This is a genomic window from Pseudomonas faucium (assembly GCF_021602585.1).
GTDB lineage: Bacteria > Pseudomonadota > Gammaproteobacteria > Pseudomonadales > Pseudomonadaceae > Aquipseudomonas > Aquipseudomonas faucium.
The window spans coordinates 163,213-189,843 of sequence record NZ_BQIP01000005.1 but is presented as its reverse complement, the minus strand read 5'-3'; the positions used below and the strand labels follow the sequence as shown (position 1 = coordinate 189,843).

The window sequence follows — 26,631 nt, the reverse complement described above, 5'->3', positions numbered from 1 at the left end:
TTCAGCTCCTTGATCCGGGCAGTGGCGAGTAGAAGGGTTTGAGCGGGCCACCGAGCTGGCTGTAGTTGTCCACCTCGCCGTCTTCGCTGTCGTACAGCTGGCGCGCCAGGGCGTGCCGGGGGTTACGCTCGAGGAACGGGATCAGCCAGGCCAGCTTGTAGGGCGCAACGTCGGTTTGTGCCTGGCCCTTGAGTTCGGGTAGCTCATCGGGGGCGAGCACGCTGCGGGCGGCGAAGTTGGCCAGCAGGTCCAGGGTGTGCTGGTCTTCGGCGCTCCAGCCCAGGCCATTGGCGCGTGCCGATTCTGCCAGCAGCACCAGCGGTACCAGCGCGTACTGGCTGTAGGTGGCGGCCAGCTTGCTGCGCGCCACTTCCAGCGGCAGGTAGGCATAGCTGCCGTCGCTGCTGCGCACTGCCTGGGCCAGGCCGCGGCGCAGGTTGCCGTCGGCCCACTGGATGAAGTCGTCGCGGCCCACCAGCATGCCGGTGGCGGCCACGGCCCAGGCCGCCCAGTAGTCGTGGTTGTTGAAGTACACGCCCTTGGCCGTGCGGCGTGGGTCGTATTCGGCGATCACCAATTCGCCCAGGCGGCTGAACCAGGTTTTCTGCGCCGGGCTCAGTTGCAGCTTGCCGTCGCTGGCGGCCTGGGTCAGCAGCACGCTGCCGGCCATGGCCGCCAACGCCCATTTGCGTGCGGCCATGCCGGTGCCGCTGGCATCGGGGTTGAGCAGCGCGCCGGCTTCGGCCCAGCGCTGCAGCCATTGGTCCTGGCAGGCCAGGGCCATGTTGGCCTGCTGGGGCTTCTTGGCGCGCTGGAAGCGCTTGCTGGCGTAGATCAGGCCGCCGACGAACTGCTTGACCTGCTTGCCGATGCGCTCGCTGTCGGCGTCGGGGCTGCTGCGCAGGGTCGACTTGCTGGCATCGCGCTGGTCGTACTTGCTTTGCAGGTGCAGGGTGCCGGTGTAGGGCGCGGGCGGCTCCTGGGTGCAGGACAGGGTGCGGTAGTCGGCGATCATGGCCGACTGTGGGGTGCTGTGGGCGGGCCAGATGGATTGCGCGGCCTGGGTTTGCGGGAGCCATAGGGAGAAGGCCAGCAGCAGCGCGAGGTTCTGGGGGCGCGTTGCGCCCCTTTCGCGACGCAAGGCCGCTCCTACAGGCGCCGCGCGATCCTTGTAGGAGCGGCCTTGTGTCGCGAAAGGGCTGCAAAGCAGCCCCAGCCCCGGCAATACACTCTTCACAGACACAGCCGCGTCTCCACATCGGTAGCCACTGTCCCCGGCTTGGTCGGTTCCATGAACACCGACAGCAAGTTGGCCCCGGCAAACGCCGGGTCCTTGCTCAGCTCCAGGTAATACTGCCCCCCGGTCACCGCTGCCTCGCGGCGGAACCACACCTTGTCCCGCGCGCCATTGTCGTAATAGACGATGATGTAGAAGTCCTTGACGTTCTTGTCACTCAGGCGAATGTCGAGAAACCCCTTCGAACCGCTCAGCGACTGGCGCCCACTGCCGGCATTGCTCAGCAGCTCGATGCGCTCGCCCACCTTCAGCGCCGGGCGCTGCAGCTTCGCCCCCAGCACCTCCTTGGACACCGCGCAGCCGCCCTGCACCGCAGGCACCAGCTGGCGGTACATCAACGGCGAGTCGAGCCGGTAGTTGGCCGGCAGTTCCCAGACGATCAGCTTGGGCGGCGCCTTGGGCTTGTAGTCGCCAGACAGCAGGTACTCCAGCAGCGAGCCATCCTCGCCCACCCCCGGCAGGGCATAGTTGAGGATGTCCACCCCCAGGTACTGCTTCAGGTAGCCATCGAAGTTGAACTGCTTGCTCTCGTCTTCACGGGCGGCGGCGTTACTGTCGCCGACCAGGATCACTTCGGGGTCGGGCGCTTCGTCGAACAAGGCGTCGGCGCCCGCGGCCTCGGGGATGGTCTGGTAGCCGCGCACGTACTGGAAACCGTAGTTGTTGCCACAGATGTAGCTCAGCGCCAGGTTCAGCGTGCCGTCCTTGGGCACCATCACGCCCGGCTCGGTGCGGTAGGCCTTCTTGGCCAGCCCGGCGTAGAACGGCTGCCGGCGGATTTCCTCGGCCATCAGCTTGGCCGTGGCCTCGGCGCCGTTGGGCGTCCAGTGGTGGTCGCGGCGGAAGAAGTACTCGCCCTCGGGCGGCTGCTGCACCAGCTGCATCATCGGCGCCACCACCGCGCCGCCCTGGCGCAGCTGGCCCAGGTAGCTGCCCAGGTTGCTGCTGGCGCGGGCGTAGTCGAAGCCGTGCAGTTGCCCCGGCAGCAGCTTGTCGCGGTGCATCAGCCCGCGGGTCGGCTGGATCGCCATGGCCACATGGATGCCCTGGCGCTCGAAGGCCTGCATCAGGCGGGCGAACTCCGGGCGCATGGGGGCGGGGATGCCGAAGTCGTTGGTCAGGTCGACCATCGAGCGGAACAGCCAGCGGTCCTTGCCGGGCACGATCTCGCGCATCAGCTTCATGCGCCCTTCGCCATAGCGTTGCGGGTCGCTCAGCGCCGGGCAGACCATGCACTGCAGGTTTTCACAGCCGGCCTTGCCCGCCGGCGCGGCCTGGCCGGGCAGGCTGAGCACGGCCATGGCCAGGCCCAGGGCGGAGGTTAGAAGCGTCTTCATGTGCCATTCATCCTTGCAGCGTGGGCGTCACTCGGTGGGGTCGATGCTGTTGGCCAGGGTCATGCTGCGGTTGCCCGGCAGCAGCACATAGCTGTAGGAGCGGCCCTTCTTGAGGAACTGCTCGTCGAAGCTGGCGACCTTGGTGTCCTGGGCATAGGCGGCGAAGTCGATCTTGATTTCGTTGACCATGCGCGTGCCGGTCTGGCCGTTGGCGAGCGGGGCGACCACCTCGTGCTTGCCATCGGAGGTCTTCAGCGCAGCCTGGGCTGGGGTCAGGTTGTAGAAGGCGATCTGGGCCTTTTTCGGCTCGTTGACGTACTTGTCGCTGATCAGCGTCAGTTGCTTGCCGTCATACACCACGGTGCTGGCGGCATTGGCCTTGAGCTGCGGCTCGATGGCCTTGCCGGCGACGGCGATCTTGTGCGCCCCTGCCGGGGTGAAGCGGTAGCCGCTGAGCTGGCCGGCGGCGACCCGCTGCGGGTTGACCTTGCCGCTGAGGGTCACGTCGATGTTGCTGTCGGACAGGTTGAGCACGCGCACGAACGCCGAGTCGGCCGGGGCCACCGCGTCATACAGGTCGGCATTGCCCTCGGCGGCCAGGGTGGCGTGGCTGGCGGTGGCCAGGGCGATGGCAGCGAACAGGTGGGTCAGTTTCATCAGGTTCTCCATGATTCGTCAGAAATGTTGCGGCGTGGCGCTGCGGCTGAGTGAGCCGGGCCGGTGGGCAAGCAGGGTGCGCAGGGGGAATTCCCAGACCACGGTGTCGATCTGCGCATTGGCCAGCTGGTCGCTGGCCAGGAACTGGTTCATCGCCTCGAACGGGCCGCGGGCTTCCACGGCGATGCTCAACAGGTCGCGGTTGAGCGCTTCCTTGAGAAAGCCGACGAAATTCCAGTCGTCGATCTTGCTGTAGCTGGTGCCCACCAGCAGCAGGCTCTGGTCCTGCTCGGCGAACAGGTCGTCGGCCTGCTGCTCGGCCTTGAGGGTTTCGTACAGGGCGATCGGGTTGGGGCCGAACTGCGGCGCCAGGCGCGCGTGGTCGAACTGGATGTAGTTCATCAGGTCGCCCTTGACGCTCTTCTCGCCGGCCTTGTGCGACACGTACACCTGGTCACCGAGCAGCTGCGGGCGCTGGCGCGCCAGCTCGTAGGCCGATAACCGCGCGCCTTCCGGGCTCCAGTGGGTGTCGGACTTGAGAAACAGCTGCGGGCCGTCGAGGTTGGCCAGGAACGCCGAGCGCAGCGGCACCACGTCCAGCTGGCGGCGCTGCAGCTCGGCGACAAAGCGGTCGTAGAGGCTGCTCACCCGCGGGTCGAAGGCCTGTTCGGCATGCGCCGCGTACACGTCCAGCTTCATCGGCAGCGGCAGGATCACCAGCTGCTTGCCGTGCTCGGCCAGTTGCGCCCGCACCTTGGCGATCTGCTCCAGCTGGCTGCCCAGGTTGGCCTCCAGGTCGTTGGGCACGCGGTACTCCTGGTTGGTGTAGAGCCAGCCATCCTTGCCCAGCACCACGCCCTTGGTGCCTTCGCCGAACAGGTGGAACTGGGCGTCGGCCCACAGCTGCACCGACGGCTCACGCAGGAAGAAACGCTTGTCGTAGGCCTGCTCGAACTTGCGCAGCAGCTTGCCGTCGACGAACAGGTTCCAGGTGTCGGTGGAGGTGCGGGCGAAGCTCGCCACCGGCGGCAGCGAATAGATGAACATCGCCCCCAGCACCAGGGCGAAGATCAGGCCATTGGCCTTGCTGGCCGAATTCATTACCGGGTACATGGCCGTCTCCTAGAACTGGAAATACAGGAAGGGCGAAAAGGAGTTGGCCGCCAGGCTGCTCAGCGCCAACAGGAAACCGCCCCACAGCAGCACGCTGTGCAGCGCGCCGACATGGCGCATGAAGTAGCCTTCCTTGTTGCCGGCATAGAAGCGCACGTTGTTGATCCCGGCCAGCAGCAGCCAGGCCAGCGCCACCAGGGCAAAGGCCATGGCCATCTTCGAGGCGCCGAGCACGTAGAGCTGCAGCGAGCCGAAGCCGTTGAAGCCGAACAGCGCCTGGTAGATGTCCAGGCTGTGGCGCAGGTCCATGGTGAAGAACAGCGGCATGCTCAGCACGATCAGCAGGGCGGTGCGCAGGTTGCGCCCCAGGCGGTAGGGCGTGGTGACCTTGGTGGCCAGGCCGAACTTGCGCTCGATGACCATGCCGATGCCGAAGAACAGCCCCCAGCAGATGAAGGCGAAGCTCGCCCCGTGCCACAGGCCCGACAGCAGCATGGTCCAGACCAGCGCCGGCAGCGCGCCGGCCACGCGCTTGCGCACCAGCGGCATGTACACGTAGTCGCGCAGAAAATGCGCCAGGGTCATGTGCCAGCGCGCCCAGAACTCGGTGATGCTCTGCGACACATAGGGCTGGTTGAAGTTTTCCGGGAAGCGAAAGCCCATCATCAACGCCAGGCCCAGGGCCATGTGGCTGTAGCCGGCGAAGTCGAAGTACAGCTGCAGCGTGGAGATCACCAGGCCGAACCAGGCATCGCTGAACTGCAGCGCGCCCTCGCTGACGAACAGCACGTTGATCGGCGCCAGGCGGTCGGCGATCAGCACCTTCATGATGAAGCCGAGCATGAACCGGCACACGCCCAGCGAAAACAGCTCCAGGGAATGGCTGCGCTCGCGCAGCTGCGGGGCCAGCTGGCTGTAGCGCAGGATCGGCCCGGCCACCAGGTGCGGGAACAGCGCGACGAAGGCGGCGAAGTCGATGAAGCTGCGGGTGGGCGTGGCGTCCTTGCGGTAGATGTCGACGATGTAGCTCAGCGCGTGGAACACGTAGAACGAGATGCCCAGCGGCAGGAAGATGTTTTCCAGGGTCCAGGTGTTGATGCCCAACGGCGCCAGCAGCAGGGCCAGTACTTCGGCACCGAAGTTGGCGTACTTGAAGTAGCCCAGGGTCGCCAGGTTGCCGGCCACGCCGATCCACAGCAGGCGCAGGGCCCAGCGCTTGTCGCCGGCATCCAGGCGCGCCTTGATGCGCAGGCCGAAGGCGTAGTTCCAGTAGGTGATGCCGACGAACAGCAGCAGGAAGTCCGGCCGCCACCAGGCATAGAAGATGTAGCTGGCGGCCACGATCACCGTCGAGCGCCAGCTTGGCCTTGCCAGGAAGTACACGGCCAGGAACAGCGGCAGGTAAAGGAACAGGAACACATTGGAGGCGAAGATCATGGCAGGGCCCGTCCTTAGTAGCTGATGACCACGCCGACGCTCAGCTGGTAGTCGTCGCCGGTTGCCAATGCGCTGCCGGCATTGAGGTAACTGGCGCTGACCAGCGCGTTGACGTCCAGGTGCTTGCCGTCGATGGCCACCGGAAACATCTTCCAGTAGTAGTTGAGGTCGAGCATCTGCCCGACGTTGCGCCCGTTGCCGTTGCTGCCCTGGGCGATGGCGCGGTTGCGCTCGGCGCGCTGGTCGCCGTTCATGCGGATCGGCAGGGTGCCATCGGCGTCGCGCAGGTTCAGCTGGGTGACCCGCAAATCCAGCGCGCTGCGCGGGGTCGGCCGGGTTTCCACGGCCAGGCCGTAGTAGCTCAGGTTGCGCAGGTCGAGGGCGACGAACGAGCTGGTCAGGCGGGTGCTGTAGGAGCCGCTGCGGGTGATGCGGTCGGACTGGATGGCATTGAGGCGGAAGCCATCGTTTTCGTCGCTGGGCTTGTCGGTCAGGCCGCCGCGCAGGGCCAGGCGTGGGGTCCATGGCAGGCTGTCGAAACGCTTGCCGACTTCGCCCAGGGCCGCCCAGCCCTTGCTGCTGTGGCCGGTGCTGGTCTGGCCGTTGCCGTCGGTGTTGTCCATCTTGCCGTCCAGCGCCGCCAGCTCCAGGTGGTAGTCGCTGAGCACCGGGTAGGCCAGGTTGTCGCCCTTGAAGAACAGCCCGTAGCGCATGCCCTTGAAGTCGTAGCGGTCGTCGGCGTCGTGGCCGCTGTGGTCGTTCTCGTGCATCAGGCGCACGCCGACCTGGTTGTTCGGGCTCCAGCGGTAGGCGTACTGGCCCATCAGGTAGGTGGTGCGCTCTTCGCTGTCGGCCAGGCGGTTGACGTCGGTGTTGTAGTTGTGGAATTTCTGGCCGACGGCGAAGAACGCCTCGCTGAAGGTGTCCTGGTAGTTGAAGCGCAGCGACTCGAGGCTGTCGTCCCACCAGATGCCGTAGTCGTCGTAGAACCGCTGGCGGCCCAGCGAGGCCGAGAAGCGCGGGTCGTCGCCGATCAGGTTGCGCTTGACGTACAGCTCGCGCAGTTCGGCGTACCAGCCTTCGGGCTGCTCGCGCTCATTGCCGTTGCTGGCTTCGTTGGTCAGGTTGCTCGACTGGCTGGAGTCGTAGTTCAGCCACAGGCGGCCGTAGACCATCCACTTGGCCCAGCGCTTTTCCGGCGAGTACCAGGCGAACGACGGCTCGTAGCGCAGGCTGTAGAACGACTCGCGGTCGCTGCCGACCTGCGAGTCCTCGGGGCCGTAGCCGGTCTGCACGGTGAGCTTGTTGAAGAACTCCGAGGTGATGACCGGCTCGCTGCCATCGGCGGCGGCGACGCGCACCGGCTCGTTGCTGTCGGCTTGCGGGCCGGTGATTTCTTCGCTTGCCAGGGCCGCTGGCAAGGGGGCCAGGGCCAGCAGGGCGCCGAACAGAGGGTGGTGCGCTTTCACAGGGTGGCCTCCTTGAACAGTCCGTTGCGAGCGGCGAGGGCGCGCTCGATGTCATCCTTTTGCAATGTCTTCTCCAGGCGCTTGAGCAGGCTGCGCGCGCTGCGCTCGCCAAGGTCCAGGGCGACGCGGGCGTAGGTGTAGGCCTTGACCGGGTCGTGGCACAGGGCGCGGCCATAGGCGTGCAGCGTGGCCATGCGGTACCAGGCGGCGGTGTTGCCCTTGTCGGCTTCGGCCTGGAACAGCGCCAGGGCCTTTTCCTGGTCGGGCTGGTCTGCCACGCCCTTGCTGTAGTACTCGGCCTCAAGCAGGCCGGCGCCCGGGTAGTGGCTGGCGCGCAGCTCCTCGATCAGGGCGCGGGCCTTGTCCGGGTCCAGGGTCAGCCAGTTGTTGACCATGTAGAACTGCGCCTGCAGGGCCTTGGCCCGGGTCGGTTCGCGCTCGCGCACCTGGTCGATCAGCGCCTGGGTTTCCTCGGCGTTGTGCTCGGTGGGGTTGGAAATCATGTAGTTGGCCTTGGACACCATGGCCGGCACGAAGCCGCGGGCCACGGCCACGTCGCGCCAACGCTGGACGCGGGCGCTGGCCAGGTTCAGGGCATCGTCCTGGGCTTTGTCGCGGGCCAGTTGCTCGGGGCTCGGTGGCAGCTTCTCCAGGGTGCTGGTGGCGGCCTGGCGCTCGTAGCGGTCGGCGTCGAGCTCGGCGCGCTGCACGCTGGTGATGCTGTCGAGCAGCGCGGCGATGCGGTGCACGATCTCCACCGGCAACTGCTCGCGCTGCGCCTCGAGCTGGTCGGTGAAGGCCGGGAACAGCTGATCCTGGCGCTCGCCGAGGAACGCGTAGTAGCGGTCGATGGCACGCACATCCACCTGCACCGCCTGGCGGTACCAGCGCTCGGCGCTGGCGCGGTCGCCCTGGCGCTCGGCCAGCACCGCGTGGTACAGCTCGGGGCGGCAGTTGAGCAGGCAGGCGCGTTCGTACAGGCCCAGCAGTTGCGCGGCCTGGGTGGTCTCGACCAGCTCCGGGTAGGCCAGGAACACCTCGAGGGTGGTGCTGGTGTTGCGCGGGTCGAGGTTGGCCGGGTAGCGCGTCAGCGCCTGGGCCACCCAGGGCCGTTGCGCTTCGCGCAGGCTGGGCGTGCGGTCGATCAGGCGGGCCAGCGAGGCCAGCGCCGGCACCAGGCCGTGGCCGTCGGCAAAGGCCTTCTGGTACAGCGCCACCACCTCCGTGCGGCTGGCGTCGTCGCGCCCGGCCAGCACATCGCCCAGCAGCAGGGTACTGGCCAGGTCGCCACGGGCCGCCAGTTCGCGCAGGTCGGCAGTGACCTCGGCGCCTGGGTCCTTGTACAGCGCGTAGCGGATCTGTTCCAGGCTCTGCCCGGCAGTGGCCGCGCTGGCGCAGGCCAGGGCCAGGCTTGCCAGCAGCAGGCGGGACGGCATGTTCACGCTCATGGGGTCAGTCCTCGGCCAGTCAGCGCGCAGCGCCGAACGGCAGGCCCAGGTACAGGTCGACCGCCACCGCTTTCTGGTAGGCGTCGGCCGGCAGCGGGGTGTCCGGCTGGATGGTCAGCGCCAGGTTGCGGTTGGTTTCATCGACGCGGGCGTCGACCACCTTGCCGCTGAAGTGCTGGTCGAGGCCGAACACCTGCATGTCCACCGACTTCACCCGGTCGACATCGGCAAGCTTGTCGAACGGCACGTTGGCGCGCACGAACAGGCCCTGGTCCTTGGGCAGCAGGTGCAGCAGCGGCGCCTGCTTGTAGCCGTAGCCGTCCAGGCGCTGGCCGGGGTAGTAGACCAGGCAGTCGCAGGGGCTGTTGATCACCGTCTCGATGGTGGCGCGGCCGAGCAGGGCCTGCAGGTCACCGGGGGCGAGGTCGGCCACCGCCTTCATGTCGGCCGGGCTGGTGAAGCTGGTGGCCAGCTGGGTGGAGATGTTCGCCACCGGTTGGCCTGCCTTCACTTCGCTGGCGTCGGCGGGCAGCAGGTACTTCACGTAGCCGTTGTCGGGCATGCTGATGACCTGGGCGTTGGCCGCCACCTGGGCCTGCACGGCCGGGATGCGGAAGAACAGCAGGTAGCCCTTGTAGCCGACGAAGGCCAGCGCCGCGACACCGGCGGCGGTGTACGCCAGGGTGCCGGCCAGGGCCTTGAGGCGCGCGCCCGGGGTGCGGGCGCTGGCGTACTTGTGCTTGCGCTCCTTGATGTAGTTTTCGCGCTGCATGACGTTGAACAGGCCGTTGATGTCGGCGATTTCGCCCGACATGTAGGCGCTGATCAGGTAGCGCAGGATGTCGCGCTTCTGAGCATCGAGCTCGACGAACTGCGCGCCCACTTCGCTGCCGCGCTGGGAGACGATGCGGATCTTGCTGTCGATGCTCAGGTCGACCTGGTTCAGGCGCAGGCGGATCGAGGCGTCGTACAGCGCGCCGATGGTCAGCGGCGCCTCGTGGCGCAGGCCCAGGCCGCCCAGGGAGATGTCCTGCAGGGCCGTTTCGAACGGCGCCTGGCCGGCACTGCTCAGGCGTACGCGGGCGTTCATCCGGGTGCGCACGTACTGGCGCTCGTCGATGGCCTCGTGGACGATGTTGGCCGCTGTCTTGCCCGGGGCCACGGGAATGTTCGTGCTACTCATGTGCAGGCGCCTTTCCTTAACGTTGCGTGAGTTCCAAAAGAACGGTGATGACCCCGAAGAAGATGGCGATCGATGAGCACAGCATCGCCTTCGAGGACCAGCGGTTGAGGGTGGCGTCGAAGTCGACGCTACCGGTGGCCAGGGTGGTCTTCTGCCGCGTCCAGCTTTGCTGGTCCATGTGGAACATCGCGTAGACCTTCATCAGCGAACCGACGATCTGGTTGTAATAGAGAACGAATGGGTACATCGGGCTGACCGGGTGGCCGGCGAAGACGAACAGCACGGTCACCAGGCTGCGCGAGATCAGCACCCAGAACAGGTACACCAAGAGGTACTGGATGCCGAACACCAGGCCGGCCACCACCGAGGCGGTCAGGCCCATCAGGCAGGTCCACATCGACACCCGCTGGTCGAGCAGCACGTACAAGGTGAACAGCCCCAGCCGCGCCCGGCCAAGCAGGGCGGTGGCGCGGAAGTTCTGGCGCAGCGAGTTGCCGTACCAGCGGAACATCAGCTGGCGGGTGGCCACCCAGAAGTTGTCGCTGGGTGGGTGCTCGACGGTCAGGGTGTGGCTGTCGGGCACGTAGAAGGTGTCCCAGCCGGCGCGCATCAGGCTCAGCCAGCTCGACTTGTCGTCGCCGGTGAGGAACTGGAAGCGGCCCAGGCGCCAGTGCTGGAGGAAGTCGGCCTCGACGTCGCGGATGAACGCCGGGTCGATCATCACCGAGGCGCGGAAGAACGACAGCCGCCCGGTCAGCGTCAGCACCCGGTGCGACAGCGCCATGGAGCACATGTTGATGTGCCGCTGGACGAAGCGCATCGAGTGCCACTGGCGCATCCAGCGGCTGCCTTCGACCTCGCAGAACTCGTTGGTGGTGAGGCCGCCAACGTCGGGCAGCACGGCGAACAGCTTGACCGCGCGCTCGACGCAGCCGGGCAGCATCATGGTGTCGCCGTCGACCACGCCGACCACCGCGTCTTCCAGCGGCATCTGCCGGGAAAGCGCGCGGAAGGCGTGGGCCAGGCCATCACGCTTGCCGGTGCCGCGGGCACGCACGATCACCAGCTTGATGTCGTCGCGGCCCTGCACCTCGTTGCGCATGATGTCCTTGATGAAAGTCTCGTCGCCCTTTTCCACGATCGAGGCGATCACCGTGCACGGCACCTTCAGCCGCTGCACCTCCTGGAACACCGACTGGTACACCTTGAAGGTGGTGTGGGTGGGGATGCGAAAGCTGGTCACCACCATGAACAGGTGCGACGGCAAGGCCGCATCGCCCATGCGCTCGACCCGCCGGCGCAGGCGCGGGAACTGCCAGTGCAAAAAGTACATGCCGCGCAGGTAGTGGACGATGGCATTGCCATAGCGCCACATGCCCACGGTGCCGATGATGAAGATGAACAGGTGATGGTTCGGGTCCAGGTATTGCGGCGCGACCATCTCCGATGCCAGTGCGATCAGGCCGGCCAGGCAGGCCCAGGCGAAGAAGCTGGCGCCCGCGCGCAAGTAGCCTGGTGCCACGAAGGGCGGTTGCTGTCGATCCATGTAGCCATGACTCCTGTTTTCCGCCGCCCGCGCAAAGCCCCGCGCAGGCCGGGGCCTGCGTGGGGTGTTGCGCTGCTGTGCGGGGTGGCGGTTACCAGCAGATGCCCTGGGTGTGGGTGTCGCTGATGCCTGGCATGAAGCCGACCAGGTCGATCACCTGCTTGCCGTTGCCGGCCTCCAGGGCACGGGCGAAGCGCTCGTCGTTGTTGCCCAGGACGATCACGTCGGCGTCATCGATCACCTGCTGCAGGTCGCTGTTGAGCAGCGACGAGACATGCGGGATCTTCGATTCGATGTACTCGCGGTTGGCCCCGAACACCCGGGCGTATTCGACGTTGGAGTCGAAGATGCGCAGCTGGTAGCCCTTGCCGATCAAGCGCTCGGCCAGTTCCACCAGCGGGCTTTCGCGCAGGTCGTCGGTGCCGGCCTTGAAGCTCAGGCCGAGCAGGGCGACCTTGCGCTTGTCCTGGCGCTCGATGAGGTCGATGGCGTTCTGCACCTGGTTGCGGTTGCTGGCCATGATCGAGGCCAGCAGCGGGTGCTCGACGTCGAGCTGGCTGGCACGGTAGGTGAGGGCGCGCACGTCCTTGGGCAGGCACGAGCCACCGAAGGCGAAGCCTGGGCGCAGGTAGTAGCGCGAGAGGTTGAGCTTGAAGTCCTGGCAGACCACGTCCATCACCTCGCGGCCGTCCACGCCCGAGGCCTTGGCGATGTTGCCGATCTCGTTGGCGAAGCTGACCTTGGTGGCATGCCACACGTTGCAGGTGTACTTGATCATCTCGGCGACTTCGATCGGCTTGCGGATGATCGGTGCGTCCAGGCCCTGGTACAGCGACTCGAGCAGGTCGCCCGAGGCCTTGTCCAGTTCGCCGATCACGGTCATGGCCGGGAAGTCGTAGTCCTGGATGGCGGTGCTTTCACGCAGGAATTCCGGGTTCACCGCCACGCCGAAGTCGACGCCGGCGCGCTTGCCGGAGGCTTTTTCCAGAATCGGGATGACCACGTTCTTCACGGTGCCGGGCAGCACGGTGCTGCGCACCACCACGGTGTGGCGGCTGCCCTTGTCGCGCAGGGCCGCGCCGATTTCGCGGCAGACCGCTTCCATGTAGACCAGGTCGAGGTCGCCATTCTTCTTGCTCGGCGTGCCTACGCACAGCAGCGACATTTCGCTGGCCAGGATGGCCGCCTGCACATCGGTGGTGCCGCGCAGGCGGCCCTGGCGCACGCCGTCGAGCAGCAATTGCTCCAGGCCCGGCTCGACGATGGGCGACTTGCCCTGGTTGATCAGTTCGATTTTCGCCGGGGAAATGTCCACCCCCAGCACATGGTGGCCGCGGGCCGAAAGGCAACCCGCGCAGACCGCGCCGACATAGCCAAGTCCAAAGATACTGATGTTCATAGATCCCTCTCCCCAGGCGCGGCGAAGCCGGCCGAGATACACAGTTCAAGTAGTTGTCGAATGGCAGACGCGCAGAATTAAGCCGCGCTCAGAAGTGGCGTTACAGGCTGTTTCTTAGTGGTCTATTTACAGACTAAATGCGTTCTTATTTTTATTGCAAGCGTTGCTCTTGGCTTATTTGCAAATCGCCTTATTTATCTCTGTGAAAGTTAAAAAACCTAAACAAATCAATGAGTTAAAGTTGCTGTTAGTTGGGCGTCAAAAAAGCTTCTTCCTCCTTGATGCCGGCTTAATGGCGCCAGATCGATGGCGTTCCCCCTGTTTTTCCGCCCCGTGGGTGTTTGTTGTCAGCGGCCCAAGTTGTTATTTCCCATGATTAACAACAGGTTCGCGCCCGCTGCTGCGATATGCCTGATGGCCTAATACTGGCTTGCGACGGATGCTGACCAGGGGCATAGTGACCACGCAGTCTGCAACTGCGCACAGGATGGTGAGCAGGCCCCAATGACGATTAAAGGAAAGGAGAAGCGTCATATGAACGGACTCGGTCCACGGCTAAGGGAAGAGCGCGAGCGGCTGGGCATGACCCAGCGGGTGTTTGGCGATATCGGCGGCGTCGAGCCCAATGCCCAGGGCAAGTACGAAAGCGGTGAGCGCACGCCACGGCTCGATTACCTGGCGTCGCTGGCGGCCAAGGGGGTTGATGCACTTTATGTATTGAGCGGTGTGCGCACGCCTGCGCCGCTGGAGAGCCTGAGCACGCAAGAAAGCGGTTTGCTGGGGGCGTTTCGACGCTTGTCGGCCGCCGACCAGGCGGCATTGGGGCATCTGCTCGAGCGCCTGGCGGGCGAGGGCAGGAACGGCCAGGGGGCGTGGCCCCGGCATCATGAGCGCCAGTCAGGTGTGACAGAAGTTTTACGCTAGGTTCGTCTTGAAAAATTTTGTTAAGGTGGCGGGATCCAATCGCCCTGTTGACGAGGTGTCTGCTTGATAAGGGTCCTAGTGGTCGATGACCACGATCTGGTACGAACCGGTATTACACGCATGCTCGCCGACATCGACGGCCTGCAGGTGGTGGGCGAGGCGGATTCGGGGGAGTCGGCGCTGAAGCTGGCCCGAGAGCTCAAGCCGGACGTCGTGCTGATGGACGTGAAGATGCCTGGGATCGGCGGCCTGGAAGCCACCCGCAAGATGCTGCGCAGCCACCCCGACATTAAGGTGGTGGCCGTCACCGTGTGCGAAGAAGACCCGTTCCCCACGCGGCTGATGCAGGCTGGCGCCGCCGGCTACCTGACCAAGGGCGCGGGGCTCGACGAAATGGTCCAGGCCATCCGCCTGGCGTTTGCCGGCCAGCGCTACATCAGCCCGCAGATCGCCCAGCAGATGGCGCTCAAGTCGTTCCAGCCGCAAGGCTCGCCGTTCGATGCGTTGTCGGAGCGGGAAATCCAGATTGCCCTGATGATCGTTGGCTGCCAGAAGGTGCAGATCATCTCCGACAAGTTGTGCCTGTCGCCCAAGACCGTCAATACTTACCGTTATCGGATCTTTGAAAAACTCTCGGTCACCAGCGACGTCGAACTGACCTTGCTGGCCGTTCGCCACGGTATGGTCGACGCAAGCCTGTAAACCCTCATGTCTCAGAATTTCGATGCCAGCGCATTCCTGGCGACCTGCAGTGGTCGCCCGGGCGTTTACCGGATGTTCGACGCCCAAGCCCGCCTGCTCTACGTGGGCAAGGCGAAGAACCTCAAGAAGCGCCTGGCCAGCTATTTCCGCAAGACCGGCCTGGCGCCGAAAACCGCCGCGCTGGTGGGCCGTATCGCCCAGGTGGAAACCACCATCACCGCCAACGAGACCGAGGCGCTGCTGCTCGAGCAGAACCTGATCAAGGAGTGGCGGCCGCCGTACAACATTTTGTTGCGCGACGATAAATCCTACCCTTATGTCTTCCTTTCTGACGGGCAATTCCCACGTCTGGGCATCCACCGCGGGGCGAAAAAGGCCAAGGGCCGCTATTTCGGGCCATACCCCAGCGCCGGCGCCATCCGTGAAAGCCTGAGCCTGCTGCAAAAAGCCTTTTCGGTGCGTCAGTGCGAAGACAGCTACTACGCCAACCGCACCCGGCCGTGCCTGCAGTACCAGATCAAGCGCTGCAAGGGGCCGTGCGTGGGCCTGGTCGAGCCCGAGGAGTACGCCGAGGACGTGCGCCACTCGGTGATGTTCCTCGAAGGCCGCAGCCAGCAGCTGGGCAACGAGCTCAACGCCGAGATGGAAAAGGCCGCCATGGCCCTGAACTTCGAGAAGGCCGCCGAGCTTCGCGACCAGATTGCCCTGCTGCGCCGGGTGCAGGACCAGCAGTACATCGAGGGCGGCTCCGGTGACGTCGACGTGGTCGCCGCCTTCGTCAACCCCGGGGGCGCCTGCGTGCACCTGATCAGCGTGCGCGGCGGGCGGGTGCTGGGCAGCAAGAACTTCTTCCCGCAGGTGGGCATCGAGGAGGAGGTGGCCGAAGTGATGGCCGCGTTCCTCTCCCAGTACTACCTGGGCAACGCCGAGCGCGAGCTGCCGGGCGAGCTGATCGTCAACGTGGTGCACGAAGACTTCGCCGCCATCACCGAGGCCCTGCAGACCTTGCGCGGCCGCGAACTGAGCATCAGCCACCGGGTGCGCGGCACCCGCGCGCGCTGGCAGCAGCTGGCGGTGACCAACGCCGAACAGGCGCTCAACGCCCGCCTGGCCAACCGCCAGCACATGGCCGCGCGCTTCGAGGCCCTGGCCGAGGTGCTTGGCCTGGATGAAGTGCCTCAGCGCCTGGAGTGCTACGACATCAGCCATTCCAGCGGCGAAGCCACGGTGGCCAGCTGCGTGGTGTTCGGCCCCGAAGGCCCGCTGAAATCCGATTACCGGCGCTTCAACATCGAAGGCGTCACCCCGGGTGACGACTATGCCGCCATGCACCAGGCCCTGACCCGCCGCTACGGGCGCATCAAGGACGGCGAGGGCAAGCTGCCCGACGTGCTGCTGGTGGACGGCGGCAAGGGCCAGCTGAACATGGCCCGCGAAGTGATGCAGGAGCTGGCCTTCACCGACCTGACCCTGCTGGGCGTGGCCAAGGGCGTGACGCGCAAGGCCGGTTTCGAAACCCTCTACCTCAACGACGTGGCCCACGAGTTCACCCTCAAGGGCGACAACCCGGCGCTGCACCTGATCCAGCAGATCCGCGACGAAGCCCACCGCTTCGCCATCACCGGCCACCGCGCCCGGCGCGGCAAGGCCCGGCGCGTGTCGACCCTGGAAGACGTGGCCGGGGTAGGGCCCAAGCGCCGCCGCGACCTGCTGAAACATTTCGGCGGCCTGCAGGAGCTCAACCGCGCCAGCATCGACGAAATCGCCAAAGCCCCCGGCATCAGTAAAAAGCTTGCCGAATCAATTTATGCCAGCCTGCATAGCGAGTAGAATGCCGGGCTCAACCCGCAGCCAGTCGTACCGATGAATATTCCAAACCTGCTCACCGTTCTACGCGTCCTGCTCATCCCGATCTTCATCCTGCTGTTCTATGTGCCCTATCACTGGAGCTACATGGCCGCCAGCACGGTGTTCGCCATCGCCGCCGCCACCGACTGGCTGGACGGCTACCTGGCGCGCCGCCTGCAGCAGAGCACGCCGTTCGGCGCCTTCCTCGACCCGGTGGCCGACAAGCTGATGGTGGCCGTGGCCCTTGTGCTGCTGGTGCAGGTACACGCCAACTTCTGGCTGACCCTGCCGGCGGCCGTAATCATCGGCCGCGAAATCGTGGTGTCGGCCCTGCGCGAGTGGATGGCCGAGCTGGGGGCGAGGGCGCATGTGGCCGTGTCCAACCTGGGCAAGTGGAAGACCGCGGCGCAGATGCTGGCGCTGGTGATCCTGCTGGCCAACCCGCCGATCGTGAGCTTCTGGGTGGTGCTGGGCTACGGCTTGCTGCTGGTGGCGGCGGCGCTGACCCTGTGGTCGATGGTGCACTACCTGCTGGCCGCCTGGCCGCACCTGCGCGAAGGTTCGGAGCAGAAATAAAACTTTTTTGAATCAAGGGGTTGACGCCATTTTAGATATCGGTAGAATGGCGCCCATCACGACGCGGGAATAGCTCAGTTGGTAGAGCACGACCTTGCCAAGGTCGGGGTCGCGAGTTCGAGTCTCGTTTCCCGCTCCAAATTCGATCTTCAGTGCGTCGCTGGGATCACAAAGAAGAGGCCTAAGGGCCTCTTTTTTTTGTGCCTGGAATTTGGCCTGCCAGGGCCAAAGCCGAACGTGGCAGCCGCCAGCACTTCACATGACGCCCTCTCTTTGTCCTTGACCGTCCTCACGTTTCAGTGACGCTGGTTTTATCGAATTTCTTCCAGACGCTTTTTATTGATGTGAATCAATTGAAAGTTTCCGCGATAACTGCCTGCTACAGGTTTTCTGTAGGAATAATTTCCATTAAATGTAGGCCCGGTCTATCTTTTGGCCCAACTATAGATTGATTTGAAAACTTCATCCAAGGTGTCACCCGGTGGTGCGGCGCTTGTCGTTAGAAAGAAGCGATATTCAACTAATGACATCATCAGGCCCGCCAAATTTCGGGAGGGGTTATGGCTTCGAAGAGTTTTCAAGGCGAAGTGCCAAAGGCACGCGTCAATATCAAGCTGGATCTGCATACGGGCGGTGCGCAACGCAAGGTTGAGCTACCGCTGAAACTCATGTTGATGGGGGATTACAGCAACGGCGCGGAGCAGCGCCCCCTTTCAGAAAGAACAAAAATCAATATCGACAAGAATAACTTCGATCACGTCCTGGCGGACTTTTCGCCCACGTTGCAAATGGTGGTGGAAAACACGTTGCTCGACGACGGCTCCGATACCTCGGTCGCGTTGCAATTCCAAAGCATCAAGGATTTTGAACCCGAACACGTGGCGCGGCAAATTCCTCAGCTGCGTGCGCTTCTGGCGATGCGCAATCTGTTGCGTGAATTGAAAGCCAATGTGCTGGACAACGCCACGTTTCGCACCGAGCTGGAGCGCATCCTCAGGGATGAAACATTGAGCGAAGCCCTGCGCAACGAACTGACGGCATTGGCCCCGCCCACTGAGCATTGATCGCGCTTCGACCCCATCACAGGAAGTTAGAAATGTCCGAAAAACAAACTTCTGCGCAAACGCGCAGCGGCACGGTATTGGCTGAAGGTCAGGGTGTGTACCACGCGCTTTTCGAAAGAATCAATCTCAAACCGCTTGCCGAAATGGGTGGGATTGAAGCGTTTCAAAGTGTAGAGGTGCTCTCGGAGGCGAGTGCCGACGCGCGCGTGACGGCATCCATCAGTGTCTTTCTCGATTTACTCAAAGGTGCGTCGTCGAAAGTCGAGCGCCTCGACAGGGCATTGCTCGACAGGCACATCGCAGCGCTGGATACACAAATCAGCCGTCAGCTCGATGCGGTAATGCACCACCCTGACTTCCAGCGAGTCGAATCAACCTGGCGCGGCGCGAAGTCACTGGTCGATCAGACAGACTTCCGCCAGAACGTGCGCATTGAACTGCTGGATATCAGCAAAGCCCACCTGGTCCAGGATTTCGACGACGCACCCGAAATCGCCCAGAGCGGTTTGTACCTGCATACCTACACGCAGGAGTACGACACGCCCGGAGGCGAGCCCATCGCCGCCGCAGTGTCCAACTATGAGTTCGACCGCAGCCCGCAAGACATCGCGCTGCTGCGCAGCATCTCGAAAGTGGCGGCGGCTGCGCATATGCCCTTCCTGGGAGCGGTGGGGCCAGCTTTCTTTGGCAAGGAAAGCATGGAGGAGGTTGCTGCCATCAAGGACATCGGCAACTACATGGACCGCGCCGAGTACATCAAGTGGCAGAGTTTTGCCGCCAGCGACGATGCGCGCTACGTGGGGCTGTTGATGCCACGGGTATTGGGCCGCTTGCCTTACGGCCCGGATACGCGCCCGGTGCGGGCTTTCAATTACGTGGAAAAGGTCAAAGGCCCCGACCATGGCAAGTACCTCTGGGTAAACGCCACGTTTGCCTTCGCCGCCAATATGGTCAAGAGCTTTATCGCCAACGGATGGTGCGTGCAAATTCGTGGGCCGCAATCGGGCGGTGCGGTCAGCGACCTGCCGATTCATCTTTATGACCTGGGCACGGGAAACCAGGTAAAAATCCCCTCCGAGGTGATGATCCCAGAAACCCGTGAGTTTGAATTCTCCAACCTGGGCCTCATCCCGCTGTCGTATTACAAGAATCGCGATTATGCGTGTTTCTTTTCGGCGAACTCTGCGCATAAGCCCGCGATTTACGATACCGCCGAAGCGACGGCCAATAGCCGTATCAACGCCCGTTTGCCCTATGTTTTCCTGCTGTCGCGAATTGCCCATTACTTGAAGCTGATCCAGCGAGAAAACATTGGCACGACCAAAGACCGTCGTTTGCTCGAAATGGAGTTGAACAAGTGGGTCGGCGGATTGGTGACTGAAATGACCGACCCGAGCGATGACTTGCAAGCTTCACATCCTTTACGCGAGGCAAAGGTGATCGTCGAAGACATTGACGACAACCCTGGCTTCTTCCGGGTCAAGTTGTTCGCCGTGCCGCACTTTCAAGTGGAAGGTATGGATATCAACTTGTCATTGGTATCGCAAATGCCCAAGACGAAATCGTAACCACGGCTGCAGGAGTCTATGCCTTGAATATTGCGCGTCCGTTATGGGCTTCGGGAATGCTGTTGTCACCGCAACAATTCCAACAGCAAGCTCGCCTCGAATCGTGGGCCAACCGTTTCTGTATGCAACTGGGCCTTGTTCATCCTTGGGGCATACAGGCAGTGGCGTTCGATAAGGACGCGCTACTTCTCGGCAAACTCAAGGCAGCTTGCATTCGCCTCTGCATGCCGGATGGCACGTTGATCGACACTGATCGTATCGACCCGTTACCCGCGGCGATCGAACTTGCGCATCGGCCGGAGGATGCGCAAAGCGCAACGGTGCTGCTGGCCTTGCCGTTGGAGCAGGCCAACGGCAACAACTGCCTGTTCGAAGGCAGTACGGCGGATCGTCCGAGGCGCTATCGCCAGGTGTGGCGCGAGGTGCAGGACCAGTTCGGTGACGAAGTGCAGTCGATCGGTGTGCTTGAGCACACCTTGAGCCTGCGTTTTGCTGATGATGACAATGCCGACTACCTGACATGCCCCCTGGCTCGCCTGGTGCGTGGCGCCCAGGGTGGTTGGGAGGTGGATGGCGCGTTCATTGCGCCGCTGCTGAGTATCGATGCTCATCCAGGTTTGCTTTCGCAGTTGGACAACCTGCTGACGCAGCTTTCAGCCAAGCGAGAGCGGCTGATGGGCATGCGGCGTGAAAGCAACCAGCGCATGGCCGATTTTGCCGTGGCGGATGTCACCTTGTTCTGGCTACTCAATGCCTTGAACACCTTCCAGCCAGTGCTGGCAGACCTCAAGGCCCAGCCCGCTCGGCACCCCGAGCAGGTGTATCAATGCCTTATCCAGTTGGCGGGGAGTTTGCTGACGTTCTCGCTCGATCAGGATGTTGGCAGCATTGCGCCGTACCAGCACGGCAACCTGGAAGCCGTGTTGCCGCCCTTGATGCGGACCATTTCCAGCTTGCTGGAAGCGAGCCTGCCGTCGCGGGTCGTGGCGCTGGTGCTGGAGCAGCCCAGTGCCAACCGTTGGCAGGTCAGCTTGAACGACCCCCGCCTGCTCGAACCCAACGGCGCTGATTTCTACCTGTCGGTTCGTTGCCGGCTGCCCGTTGCCCAGGTGCAGAGCCAGTTTCCCAGGCTGTGCAAGGTAGGTGCGCCACAGGACGTGGATCACCTGGTGAACGCTGCGCTGGAGGGGGTACCCCTGCAGCCGCTCAGCCATGTGCCGGCGGCAATTCCGTTGCGGCTGGAGAATCAGTACTTCGCCCTCGATCTCGCCCATGCCAAGGGCCAGGCCATGTTGGCCGAAGGCGTTTGTGCGCTGTACGTGCCGAGCACGTTCGCGGACCTCAAGCTTGAACTCTTTGCGGTACTGCGCGCATGAAGCGGGTAGAGCAACCCTTCGCCTCGCGCTTGAACATCGACGAGCTGCTGCAAGACACCTATCTGCTGGTCATCGAGTTGCGCCAGGGCGCCAAGGTGCACAGCTCGCCGGAGCTATGGAGCAGCTGTGTAGAGCAAGTCGAACGCGTCCGAGAAGCACTCGTGGAGGCAGGGCTGGATGCGCGAAACATCGATTTCATCCGCCACGCCCAATGCGCCTTGCTGGACGAAACCGTGCTCGCGCGCGTGGTGGACGAGGCTCATGCCGCCTGGGCCAGAGAGTCTTTGCAGGCCAGGTTCTTCAATACCCATCAGGCGGGTGAGTTTGTTTATCAGGAAATACGCTCGGTCCTGGGAGAGCCTTCGGCCAACCCGCTTGTGCTCACCGTTTTTCAACGGGTATTGATGCTGGGTTTCCTGGGGCGATATCGCGATGCCAATGACCCGGAGCGCCAGCAACTGCTGGCTGCTCTTACCTCGCAAGTTGCCCCGCTCGACCTCACGCAAGGCCTTGTGGTGCGGGCAGGTAAAACCCCTTCGCGGCAAGCGTTGTTCTGGCTGCATTCACCTGTGCTGCACGTTGTCGCCGCGAGTGTGGTTCTCGCCGGTGTCTGGTGGGGGCTGGACCGGGTACTGGCAGGGGCGCTTGCCTCGCTGCTGCCGGGCCTGGTGTGAGGCGCCTATGACACGCAAGCAGATTCGCGGCCTCAGTTTATGGGCAGCGGCATTGGCCTTGGCGATCGTGGCGATCGTCCCTCTTGCCGCTGGCTGGCGGGTGCTCTGCGTGGTGGCGATAGCGTGCGCTGCGCTCCTCACTTGGCTGCGCGCCTCAAGACCAGAGGAATACCCAGGGTGACCTGTTTTTGGCGCAGGGTTGCGCCTTCCCGCCCGCTTCATACCCTCACCCCGTATTGCTGGTGTGTGGTGATGGGCTTGTCGGCCTGTTCGGCCCGATTCCCGATGACCGCTTGGCACTGCGTGTGACCGATCTAGGTTGTTATGTACGAGTGCCTTGCGTGGACCAATTGCAAGGGCTGGCTGCGCAAGTGCTGGCAAAACGGCCGGCGTGGAAAGGGCAGCTCAGTGCGTTGTTGATTGTCGATCCTTGTGCCCATAGCGACGCGCCGGTACTGACTGGCCAGATACGCCGCTTTGGCAATCAAGTCGCCATGGTGCGCAAGCGTGGGGTCGGCCTGCCTGTCCTGGTGACCTGCTACCTGCAAACCCTGTCAGCGGGCTGGTTCAGCTGGGAAGCGGGCAAAGCCGGCCTGGTGGTGCGGGAGGCGGGTGACTGCATCGACGTGAGCGAGTGGCAGCAAAGCGCGAACCCAGCGGCGCGCCTGGAGACGTGCGTGCAGTTGCACAGCGCCACCCAATGGCTTGCTGAACTGATGAAGTCTGGTGGGGCGGGCAAGCGGCACAGTCACGCGTTTTGGCCTGCCGTGGCAGTTGCCTTCGTGGCAGGGCCTGCGGCGGGGCACTGGGTGGAAAACAACCTGTGGCAACGTTGGCTGCATGAACACACGCGATTGCGCGCCACGCCCAAGGCGCCAGCCACCAAGGCCGCAGAACAGTCGCCATTCCCGGACCCTCTGCTTCATCTGTTGCCCATCAACGCCCCGCGTCACCAGCGATACCGTGCGCAGTTGCTGGGCCTGTGGCTGCTGGTCGGCGCAGGTGTCATCGCGCTGATGAGCTCGGCATGGCAGAACACATTGCTCGTGCGCCAGGTAACTGACGACCTGCGCCGTTACCAGGCTGCGACGCTGAGCCAGGATCAAGAGCAGGCACTGGCAACGCTTCGCCAGGATGCGCTGCGCCTGGACGACTACTACCGCCAGGGCGAGCCGTGGTCGCTTGGCTTGGGCTTGTATCAGGGGGAGCGGCTGCGGGCGCCTGTGCACGCCACGATTTCCGGCCATCGCCGGCCGGCGACAGTGCCCCTCCCAACCAATCCCCGCGAGGTCGTGCGGTTAGACAGCCTGTCACTGTTCAGCAGTGGCAGCGCCCAACTGAAGCTGGAGTCGACCCACGTGCTGGTCAAGGCACTGGTCGGCATCAAGGCCCAGCCTGGCTGGCTGATTGTCATAACCGGGCACACCGACGCCACCGGCAATGACGAACAGAACCTGCGTTTGTCCACCGCACGCGCTGCTGCGGTGCACCAATGGATGTCGCGCATGGGCGATATCCCCGGCAGCTGCTTTGCCGTCCAGGGCTTCGGTGCCAGCCAACCGGTTGCCAGCAATGACACCGAGCACGGTCGCTCGCTCAATCGTCGCGTAGAAATTCGCCTGGTGCCAGAGCCGGGGGCCTGTGCCTCTTCGGCCGTGGCGTCGGGCGCGTAACCCAGGCCGCATTTGGCGGCATTCAACTTCCAGGAGAAGGAGTTTCACATGGCTATACCCGTTTACCTCTGGCTGAAAGATGACGGCGGCGCGGAGCTCAAAGGTTCTGTGGGCGTCGGCGGGCGCGAGGGCTCGATCGAGGTGGTCGCGCAGGCGCACAGCCTGTACATCCCGACCGATAACAACACCGGAAAACTGACGGGCACGCGGATTCATACGCCGTTCGTGTTCAGCAAGGAGATCGATGCTTCGAGCCCCTACCTGTACAAGGCAGCCACCACGGGGCAGACGCTGAAGTCCGCTGAATTCAAGTGGTACCGGATCGATGATGCCGGCCAGGAAGTCGAGTACTTCAACACCACGCTGGAGAACGTGAAGGTCGTGAAAGTCGCGCCAAAGATGCATGACATCAAGGATCCATCGAAGGAGAAACATAACCACCTGGAAGAGATCGAGCTGCGTTACGAGAAGATCACCTGGACCTTCAAGGACGGCAACATCATTCATTCCGATGCCTGGAACGAGCGCCCCAACGCCTGATGCGCTACTGCCGGCAGGCGGCCATCCGTCTGCCGGATCTACCAGCGGTGTGCTGGGTTGAGCGTCCGCTCGAGGATGTTCAACCGAACACATCGCCCCTCGTCACCTGCTACTCGGACGCAAGTCTTGCCCGCCTAACAAGGACGCACTGTATGTCACATGATCCAACCCGCCTGCTTCGTCGCCTCAACGCTTATTGTGCCCAGGCACTGACGGCGGCTGCATCCATGTGCCAGAGCCGCGGTCACGCGCAGATCACCCTCGAACACTGGCTGCTCAAGTTGCTGGAGCAAGGGCAGGGCGACCTGACAGTGATTGCACGTCGTTGCAACTGGGACATGGATGCCATGTGGCAAGGCTTGCTCGAGTACTTCGACAAGTTGCCACGTAGCGTTCGCAGCAAGCCGCAACTGAGCAATGAGCTGCAGCAGCTGATTACCGATGCGTGGTTGCAGGCATCGCTGGAGGGCAACAGCGAGTGCTTGCGTTCGTCTCATCTGTTGGGCGCTTTGCTGAAGGCTCCAGGGTTGCTCAGGTGCCCGGCCGCCTGGCCATTGCTCAGTATCGGCTCAACGCAATTGCAGCAAATGGCTGCATCGCTCGATCAAGCGTCGGAGGAACGCCCCGAGAGCCCGGTCACGCTGGGCGAGCAACCTACGGGTGAAAGCCAGGCCTTCGATGACAGTGCCTTGTCGCAAGTGCTCGAACGGTTCACGCAAGATCTCACGGCAAAAGCTGCGGCAGGGCAGATCGACCCGGTGTTCGGCAGGGATGACGAAATTCGCCAGGTCATCGATATCCTCGGTCGGCGGCGCAAGAACAACCCGATCCTGGTCGGTGAGCCAGGGGTAGGCAAGACTGCGCTGGTCGAAGGCCTGGCCTTGCGCATCAGCGCAGGGGAAGTGCCTGACAGCCTCAAGCCCGTGCAAGTGCGGGCCCTGGACCTTGGCTTGTTGCAAGCGGGCGCGGGTGTAAAGGGCGAGTTCGAGCAGCGGCTCAAAAGTGTCATCGATGCCGTTCAACAGTCCCCCACGCCCATCCTGTTGTTCATCGATGAAGCCCACACCCTGATCGGTGCCGGCAACCAGGCTGGCGCGGCAGATGCTGCGAACCTGCTCAAGCCCGCCCTTGCCAGGGGCGAGCTGCGCACCCTCGCCGCCACCACCTGGAGTGAGTACAAACAATATTTCGAGCGTGATGCTGCGCTGGAACGTCGCTTTCAGATGGTCAAGGTCGATGAGCCCGACGATGGCAACGCTTGCCTGATGCTGCGTGGGCTCAAGGCGCGGTATGCCGACCACCATGGAGTGCATGTCGAAGATGCAGCGGTTCAGGCGGCGGTCACCCTGTCACGGCGCTACCTGACCGGCCGCCGCTTGCCTGACAAGGCAGTCGACCTGCTCGATACGGCCTGTGCTCGCGTTCGCATGAGCCTGGACTGCGAACCGCAGGCGTTGGTGCGGCTCAAGTCCAGCCAGGCCGCGCTCAAATTGCAGCAGCAGGCTGTGCAAGAGGACGGTCAGCTTCGGGGGCGCTGCGACGACGACCTGTTGGCCAGGCTTGGTGAACAACTGAGCCATTTGCAAGAGCAGCAAGCGGCCCTTGAGCTGCAGTATCGGCAAGAGCTGGCGCTGACTCAGCACTTGCTGCAAGCGCGTCAGTCTGTAGCAAAGGATCCTGCTGAAATTGCTGAGCTGCAGCGACAGTTGGGCAGCATCGCAGGGCAGCAGCCCTTGCTCGCGCTGGATGTGACCGCGCGCAGCGTGGCCGAAGTGATTGCCGACTGGACCGGTGTGCCGCTGGGCAGCTTGCTCAAGGATGAACACGCCAGCCTTCTGGCCCTGGAACAGCAGCTGTCAGAACGCGTCATTGGTCAGGAACACGCGTTGAACGCACTGGCTCACCGCCTGCGTGCAGCCCGCACCGGGTTGACCGATGACAAGACCCCGCTGGGCGTTTTCCTACTCGTCGGCAGCAGTGGCGTTGGCAAGACCGAAACGGCACTCGCGCTGGCAGACAGCTTGTTCGGTGGCGAGAAGTCGCTGATCACCCTCAATTTCTCGGAGTACCAGGAGGCGCATACCGTCAGCCAACTCAAGGGCTCGCCGCCTGGCTACGTGGGCTACGGGCAGGGCGGGGTGCTCACCGAAGCGGTGCGTCAGCGCCCCTACAGCGTGGTGTTGCTGGATGAGGTAGAGAAGGCCCACCGCGATGTGCTCAACCTCTTCTATCAGGTTTTCGACCGCGGTTTCATGCGTGATGGCGAAGGGCGGGAAGTTGATTTTCGCAACACCGTTATCCTCATGACATCCAACCTCGCCAGCGACGCGCTGCAAGATTTTCTGCATGCGCAACCCGAAGCCCCCGACAGTCAACTGCAGAATCTGCTTCGCCCCGTTCTGCGCGAACACTTCCAGCCCGCCTTGCTGGCGCGTTTTCAAACCCTGATCTACCGGCCGCTGCGAGCGGATGCGCTGAAACGCATCGTGGCCGTCAAGCTCGCCCAGGTGGCCAAGCGGCTTGAGCGTCACTATGGCGTGAAGTGCAGCATCGATGAGGCGCTCAACGATGCATTGGTCGATGCCTGCCTGTTGCCCGATAGCGGTGCCCGCAACATCGACAGTTTGCTGAATCAGCAGATCCTTCCCGTGCTGAGCCTTCAACTGCTGCAGCGCCAGGCAGCCGGCCAGGCCACGCGAGGCGTGACACTGGGGCATAGCGAGGGGCTGGGTGTCACCCTGGACTTCGCCGACGCCGACGGGGATCCACTCGCGCAACGTGCGCCCATGGAGGCCTGATC

General features: G+C 63.6%; 21 protein-coding genes and 1 tRNA gene. 12 read left to right on the top strand and 10 right to left on the bottom strand.

Annotated features, from left to right (window positions below; genetic code table 11):
• Position 1: 1 nt before the first annotated feature.
• The 10 genes from L6D75_RS08715 to L6D75_RS08670 all read right to left on the bottom strand — a co-directional run bounded on the left by L6D75_RS08715 (position 2) and on the right by L6D75_RS08670 (position 12,886).
• On the bottom strand, positions 2 to 1,141 hold the full coding sequence (locus L6D75_RS08715; protein WP_176513453.1) for a polysaccharide lyase: 1,140 nt from the start codon (positions 1,139 to 1,141) through the stop codon (positions 2 to 4).
• A gap of 92 nt (positions 1,142 to 1,233) precedes the next feature.
• A complete protein-coding gene (locus tag L6D75_RS08710) occupies positions 1,234 to 2,634 on the bottom strand; it encodes an alginate O-acetyltransferase AlgX-related protein (protein ID WP_176513452.1) in 1,401 nt (466 codons plus the stop codon).
• A gap of 27 nt (positions 2,635 to 2,661) precedes the next feature.
• Positions 2,662 to 3,291 carry an alginate O-acetyltransferase AlgF gene (locus tag L6D75_RS08705; protein WP_176513449.1) on the bottom strand — a complete coding sequence of 210 codons (630 nt, stop codon included), beginning with the start codon at positions 3,289 to 3,291 and terminating at the stop codon, positions 2,662 to 2,664.
• 18 nt (positions 3,292 to 3,309) lie between these two features.
• Positions 3,310 to 4,404: an alginate O-acetyltransferase gene (locus L6D75_RS08700; protein WP_176513447.1), complete on the bottom strand. Its 1,095-nt coding sequence runs from the start codon at positions 4,402 to 4,404 to the stop codon at positions 3,310 to 3,312.
• A gap of 9 nt (positions 4,405 to 4,413) precedes the next feature.
• The gene (locus tag L6D75_RS08695) at positions 4,414 to 5,841 is read right to left on the bottom strand and encodes an MBOAT family O-acyltransferase (protein WP_176513445.1); all 1,428 of its coding nucleotides are present in this window, start codon (positions 5,839 to 5,841) and stop codon (positions 4,414 to 4,416) included.
• Positions 5,842 to 5,855: 14 nt separating this feature from the next.
• On the bottom strand, positions 5,856 to 7,310 hold the full coding sequence (locus L6D75_RS08690) for an alginate export family protein (RefSeq protein ID WP_176513443.1): 1,455 nt from the start codon (positions 7,308 to 7,310) through the stop codon (positions 5,856 to 5,858).
• Positions 7,307 to 8,758 carry a sel1 repeat family protein gene (locus L6D75_RS08685; RefSeq protein WP_176513441.1) on the bottom strand — a complete coding sequence of 484 codons (1,452 nt, stop codon included), beginning with the start codon at positions 8,756 to 8,758 and terminating at the stop codon, positions 7,307 to 7,309. The genes L6D75_RS08690 and L6D75_RS08685 overlap by 4 nt, the downstream gene beginning before the upstream one ends.
• Positions 8,759 to 8,777: 19 nt before the next feature.
• Positions 8,778 to 9,941 carry a PilZ domain-containing protein gene (locus tag L6D75_RS08680; RefSeq protein WP_176513439.1) on the bottom strand — a complete coding sequence of 388 codons (1,164 nt, stop codon included), beginning with the start codon at positions 9,939 to 9,941 and terminating at the stop codon, positions 8,778 to 8,780.
• 16 nt (positions 9,942 to 9,957) lie between these two features.
• Positions 9,958 to 11,487 (bottom strand): glycosyltransferase, encoded by a 1,530-nt coding sequence (locus tag L6D75_RS08675; RefSeq protein WP_176513437.1) that lies wholly within the window; start codon positions 11,485 to 11,487, stop codon positions 9,958 to 9,960.
• A 91-nt stretch (positions 11,488 to 11,578) separates the two neighbouring features.
• Positions 11,579 to 12,886, bottom strand: coding sequence for a nucleotide sugar dehydrogenase (locus tag L6D75_RS08670; RefSeq protein WP_176513435.1), 1,308 nt, complete (start codon positions 12,884 to 12,886; stop codon positions 11,579 to 11,581).
• A 534-nt stretch (positions 12,887 to 13,420) separates the two neighbouring features.
• Between L6D75_RS08670 and L6D75_RS08665 the strand changes: the two genes are divergently transcribed.
• The 12 genes from L6D75_RS08665 to tssH all read left to right on the top strand — a co-directional run bounded on the left by L6D75_RS08665 (position 13,421) and on the right by tssH (position 26,629).
• Positions 13,421 to 13,810: a helix-turn-helix domain-containing protein gene (locus L6D75_RS08665; RefSeq protein WP_176513433.1), complete on the top strand. Its 390-nt coding sequence runs from the start codon at positions 13,421 to 13,423 to the stop codon at positions 13,808 to 13,810.
• Positions 13,811 to 13,873: 63 nt separating this feature from the next.
• Positions 13,874 to 14,512, top strand: coding sequence for a response regulator transcription factor GacA (gene gacA / locus L6D75_RS08660; protein WP_176513431.1), 639 nt, complete (start codon positions 13,874 to 13,876; stop codon positions 14,510 to 14,512).
• A 6-nt stretch (positions 14,513 to 14,518) separates the two neighbouring features.
• On the top strand, positions 14,519 to 16,342 hold the full coding sequence (gene uvrC / locus L6D75_RS08655) for an excinuclease ABC subunit UvrC (RefSeq protein ID WP_176513429.1): 1,824 nt from the start codon (positions 14,519 to 14,521) through the stop codon (positions 16,340 to 16,342).
• Positions 16,343 to 16,375: 33 nt separating this feature from the next.
• Positions 16,376 to 16,936, top strand: coding sequence for a CDP-diacylglycerol--glycerol-3-phosphate 3-phosphatidyltransferase (gene pgsA, locus L6D75_RS08650; RefSeq protein ID WP_176513427.1), 561 nt, complete (start codon positions 16,376 to 16,378; stop codon positions 16,934 to 16,936).
• Positions 16,937 to 16,999: 63 nt separating this feature from the next.
• Positions 17,000 to 17,075 (top strand) — tRNA-Gly (locus tag L6D75_RS08645).
• A gap of 421 nt (positions 17,076 to 17,496) precedes the next feature.
• On the top strand, positions 17,497 to 18,000 hold the full coding sequence (tssB, locus tag L6D75_RS08640; RefSeq protein ID WP_176513425.1) for a type VI secretion system contractile sheath small subunit: 504 nt from the start codon (positions 17,497 to 17,499) through the stop codon (positions 17,998 to 18,000).
• A 32-nt stretch (positions 18,001 to 18,032) separates the two neighbouring features.
• Positions 18,033 to 19,568, top strand: a complete 1,536-nt coding sequence (gene tssC, locus L6D75_RS08635; protein ID WP_176513423.1) for a type VI secretion system contractile sheath large subunit — start codon at positions 18,033 to 18,035, stop codon at positions 19,566 to 19,568.
• Between the two features lie 23 nt (positions 19,569 to 19,591).
• On the top strand, positions 19,592 to 20,944 hold the full coding sequence (tssK, locus tag L6D75_RS08630; RefSeq protein ID WP_176513421.1) for a type VI secretion system baseplate subunit TssK: 1,353 nt from the start codon (positions 19,592 to 19,594) through the stop codon (positions 20,942 to 20,944).
• Positions 20,941 to 21,618: a type VI secretion system protein TssL, short form gene (gene tssL, locus L6D75_RS08625; protein WP_176513419.1), complete on the top strand. Its 678-nt coding sequence runs from the start codon at positions 20,941 to 20,943 to the stop codon at positions 21,616 to 21,618. The genes tssK and tssL overlap by 4 nt, the downstream gene beginning before the upstream one ends.
• A gap of 188 nt (positions 21,619 to 21,806) precedes the next feature.
• Complete coding sequence (locus L6D75_RS08620) at positions 21,807 to 23,291, top strand: OmpA family protein (protein WP_236193492.1); 1,485 nt, start codon at positions 21,807 to 21,809, stop codon at positions 23,289 to 23,291.
• 48 nt (positions 23,292 to 23,339) lie between these two features.
• Positions 23,340 to 23,831, top strand: a complete 492-nt coding sequence (locus L6D75_RS08615; RefSeq protein WP_176513417.1) for an Hcp family type VI secretion system effector — start codon at positions 23,340 to 23,342, stop codon at positions 23,829 to 23,831.
• Between the two features lie 152 nt (positions 23,832 to 23,983).
• Positions 23,984 to 26,629: a type VI secretion system ATPase TssH gene (tssH, locus tag L6D75_RS08610; RefSeq protein ID WP_176513415.1), complete on the top strand. Its 2,646-nt coding sequence runs from the start codon at positions 23,984 to 23,986 to the stop codon at positions 26,627 to 26,629.
• The last annotated feature ends 2 nt before the right edge of the window (positions 26,630 to 26,631 follow it).

Excerpts from the sequence above, each read along its gene's own strand:
- L6D75_RS08670 (WP_176513435.1), bottom strand. The coding sequence starts at position 12,886 with ATGAACATCAGTATCTTTGGACTTGGCTATGTCGGCGCGGTCTGCGCG.
- tssC (WP_176513423.1), top strand. The coding sequence starts at position 18,033 with ATGTCCGAAAAACAAACTTCTGCGCAAACGCGCAGCGGCACGGTATTG.
- L6D75_RS08665 (WP_176513433.1), top strand. The coding sequence starts at position 13,421 with ATGAACGGACTCGGTCCACGGCTAAGGGAAGAGCGCGAGCGGCTGGGC.
- L6D75_RS08710 (WP_176513452.1), bottom strand. The coding sequence starts at position 2,634 with ATGAAGACGCTTCTAACCTCCGCCCTGGGCCTGGCCATGGCCGTGCTC.
- pgsA (WP_176513427.1), top strand. The coding sequence starts at position 16,376 with ATGAATATTCCAAACCTGCTCACCGTTCTACGCGTCCTGCTCATCCCG.
- L6D75_RS08675 (WP_176513437.1), bottom strand. The coding sequence starts at position 11,487 with ATGGATCGACAGCAACCGCCCTTCGTGGCACCAGGCTACTTGCGCGCG.
- L6D75_RS08685 (WP_176513441.1), bottom strand. The coding sequence starts at position 8,758 with ATGAGCGTGAACATGCCGTCCCGCCTGCTGCTGGCAAGCCTGGCCCTG.
- tssH (WP_176513415.1), top strand. The coding sequence starts at position 23,984 with ATGTCACATGATCCAACCCGCCTGCTTCGTCGCCTCAACGCTTATTGT.
- uvrC (WP_176513429.1), top strand. The coding sequence starts at position 14,519 with ATGTCTCAGAATTTCGATGCCAGCGCATTCCTGGCGACCTGCAGTGGT.
- L6D75_RS08680 (WP_176513439.1), bottom strand. The coding sequence starts at position 9,941 with ATGAGTAGCACGAACATTCCCGTGGCCCCGGGCAAGACAGCGGCCAAC.
- L6D75_RS08705 (WP_176513449.1), bottom strand. The coding sequence starts at position 3,291 with ATGAAACTGACCCACCTGTTCGCTGCCATCGCCCTGGCCACCGCCAGC.
- tssB (WP_176513425.1), top strand. The coding sequence starts at position 17,497 with ATGGCTTCGAAGAGTTTTCAAGGCGAAGTGCCAAAGGCACGCGTCAAT.
- L6D75_RS08700 (WP_176513447.1), bottom strand. The coding sequence starts at position 4,404 with ATGTACCCGGTAATGAATTCGGCCAGCAAGGCCAATGGCCTGATCTTC.
- tssL (WP_176513419.1), top strand. The coding sequence starts at position 20,941 with ATGAAGCGGGTAGAGCAACCCTTCGCCTCGCGCTTGAACATCGACGAG.
- L6D75_RS08615 (WP_176513417.1), top strand. The coding sequence starts at position 23,340 with ATGGCTATACCCGTTTACCTCTGGCTGAAAGATGACGGCGGCGCGGAG.
- L6D75_RS08695 (WP_176513445.1), bottom strand. The coding sequence starts at position 5,841 with ATGATCTTCGCCTCCAATGTGTTCCTGTTCCTTTACCTGCCGCTGTTC.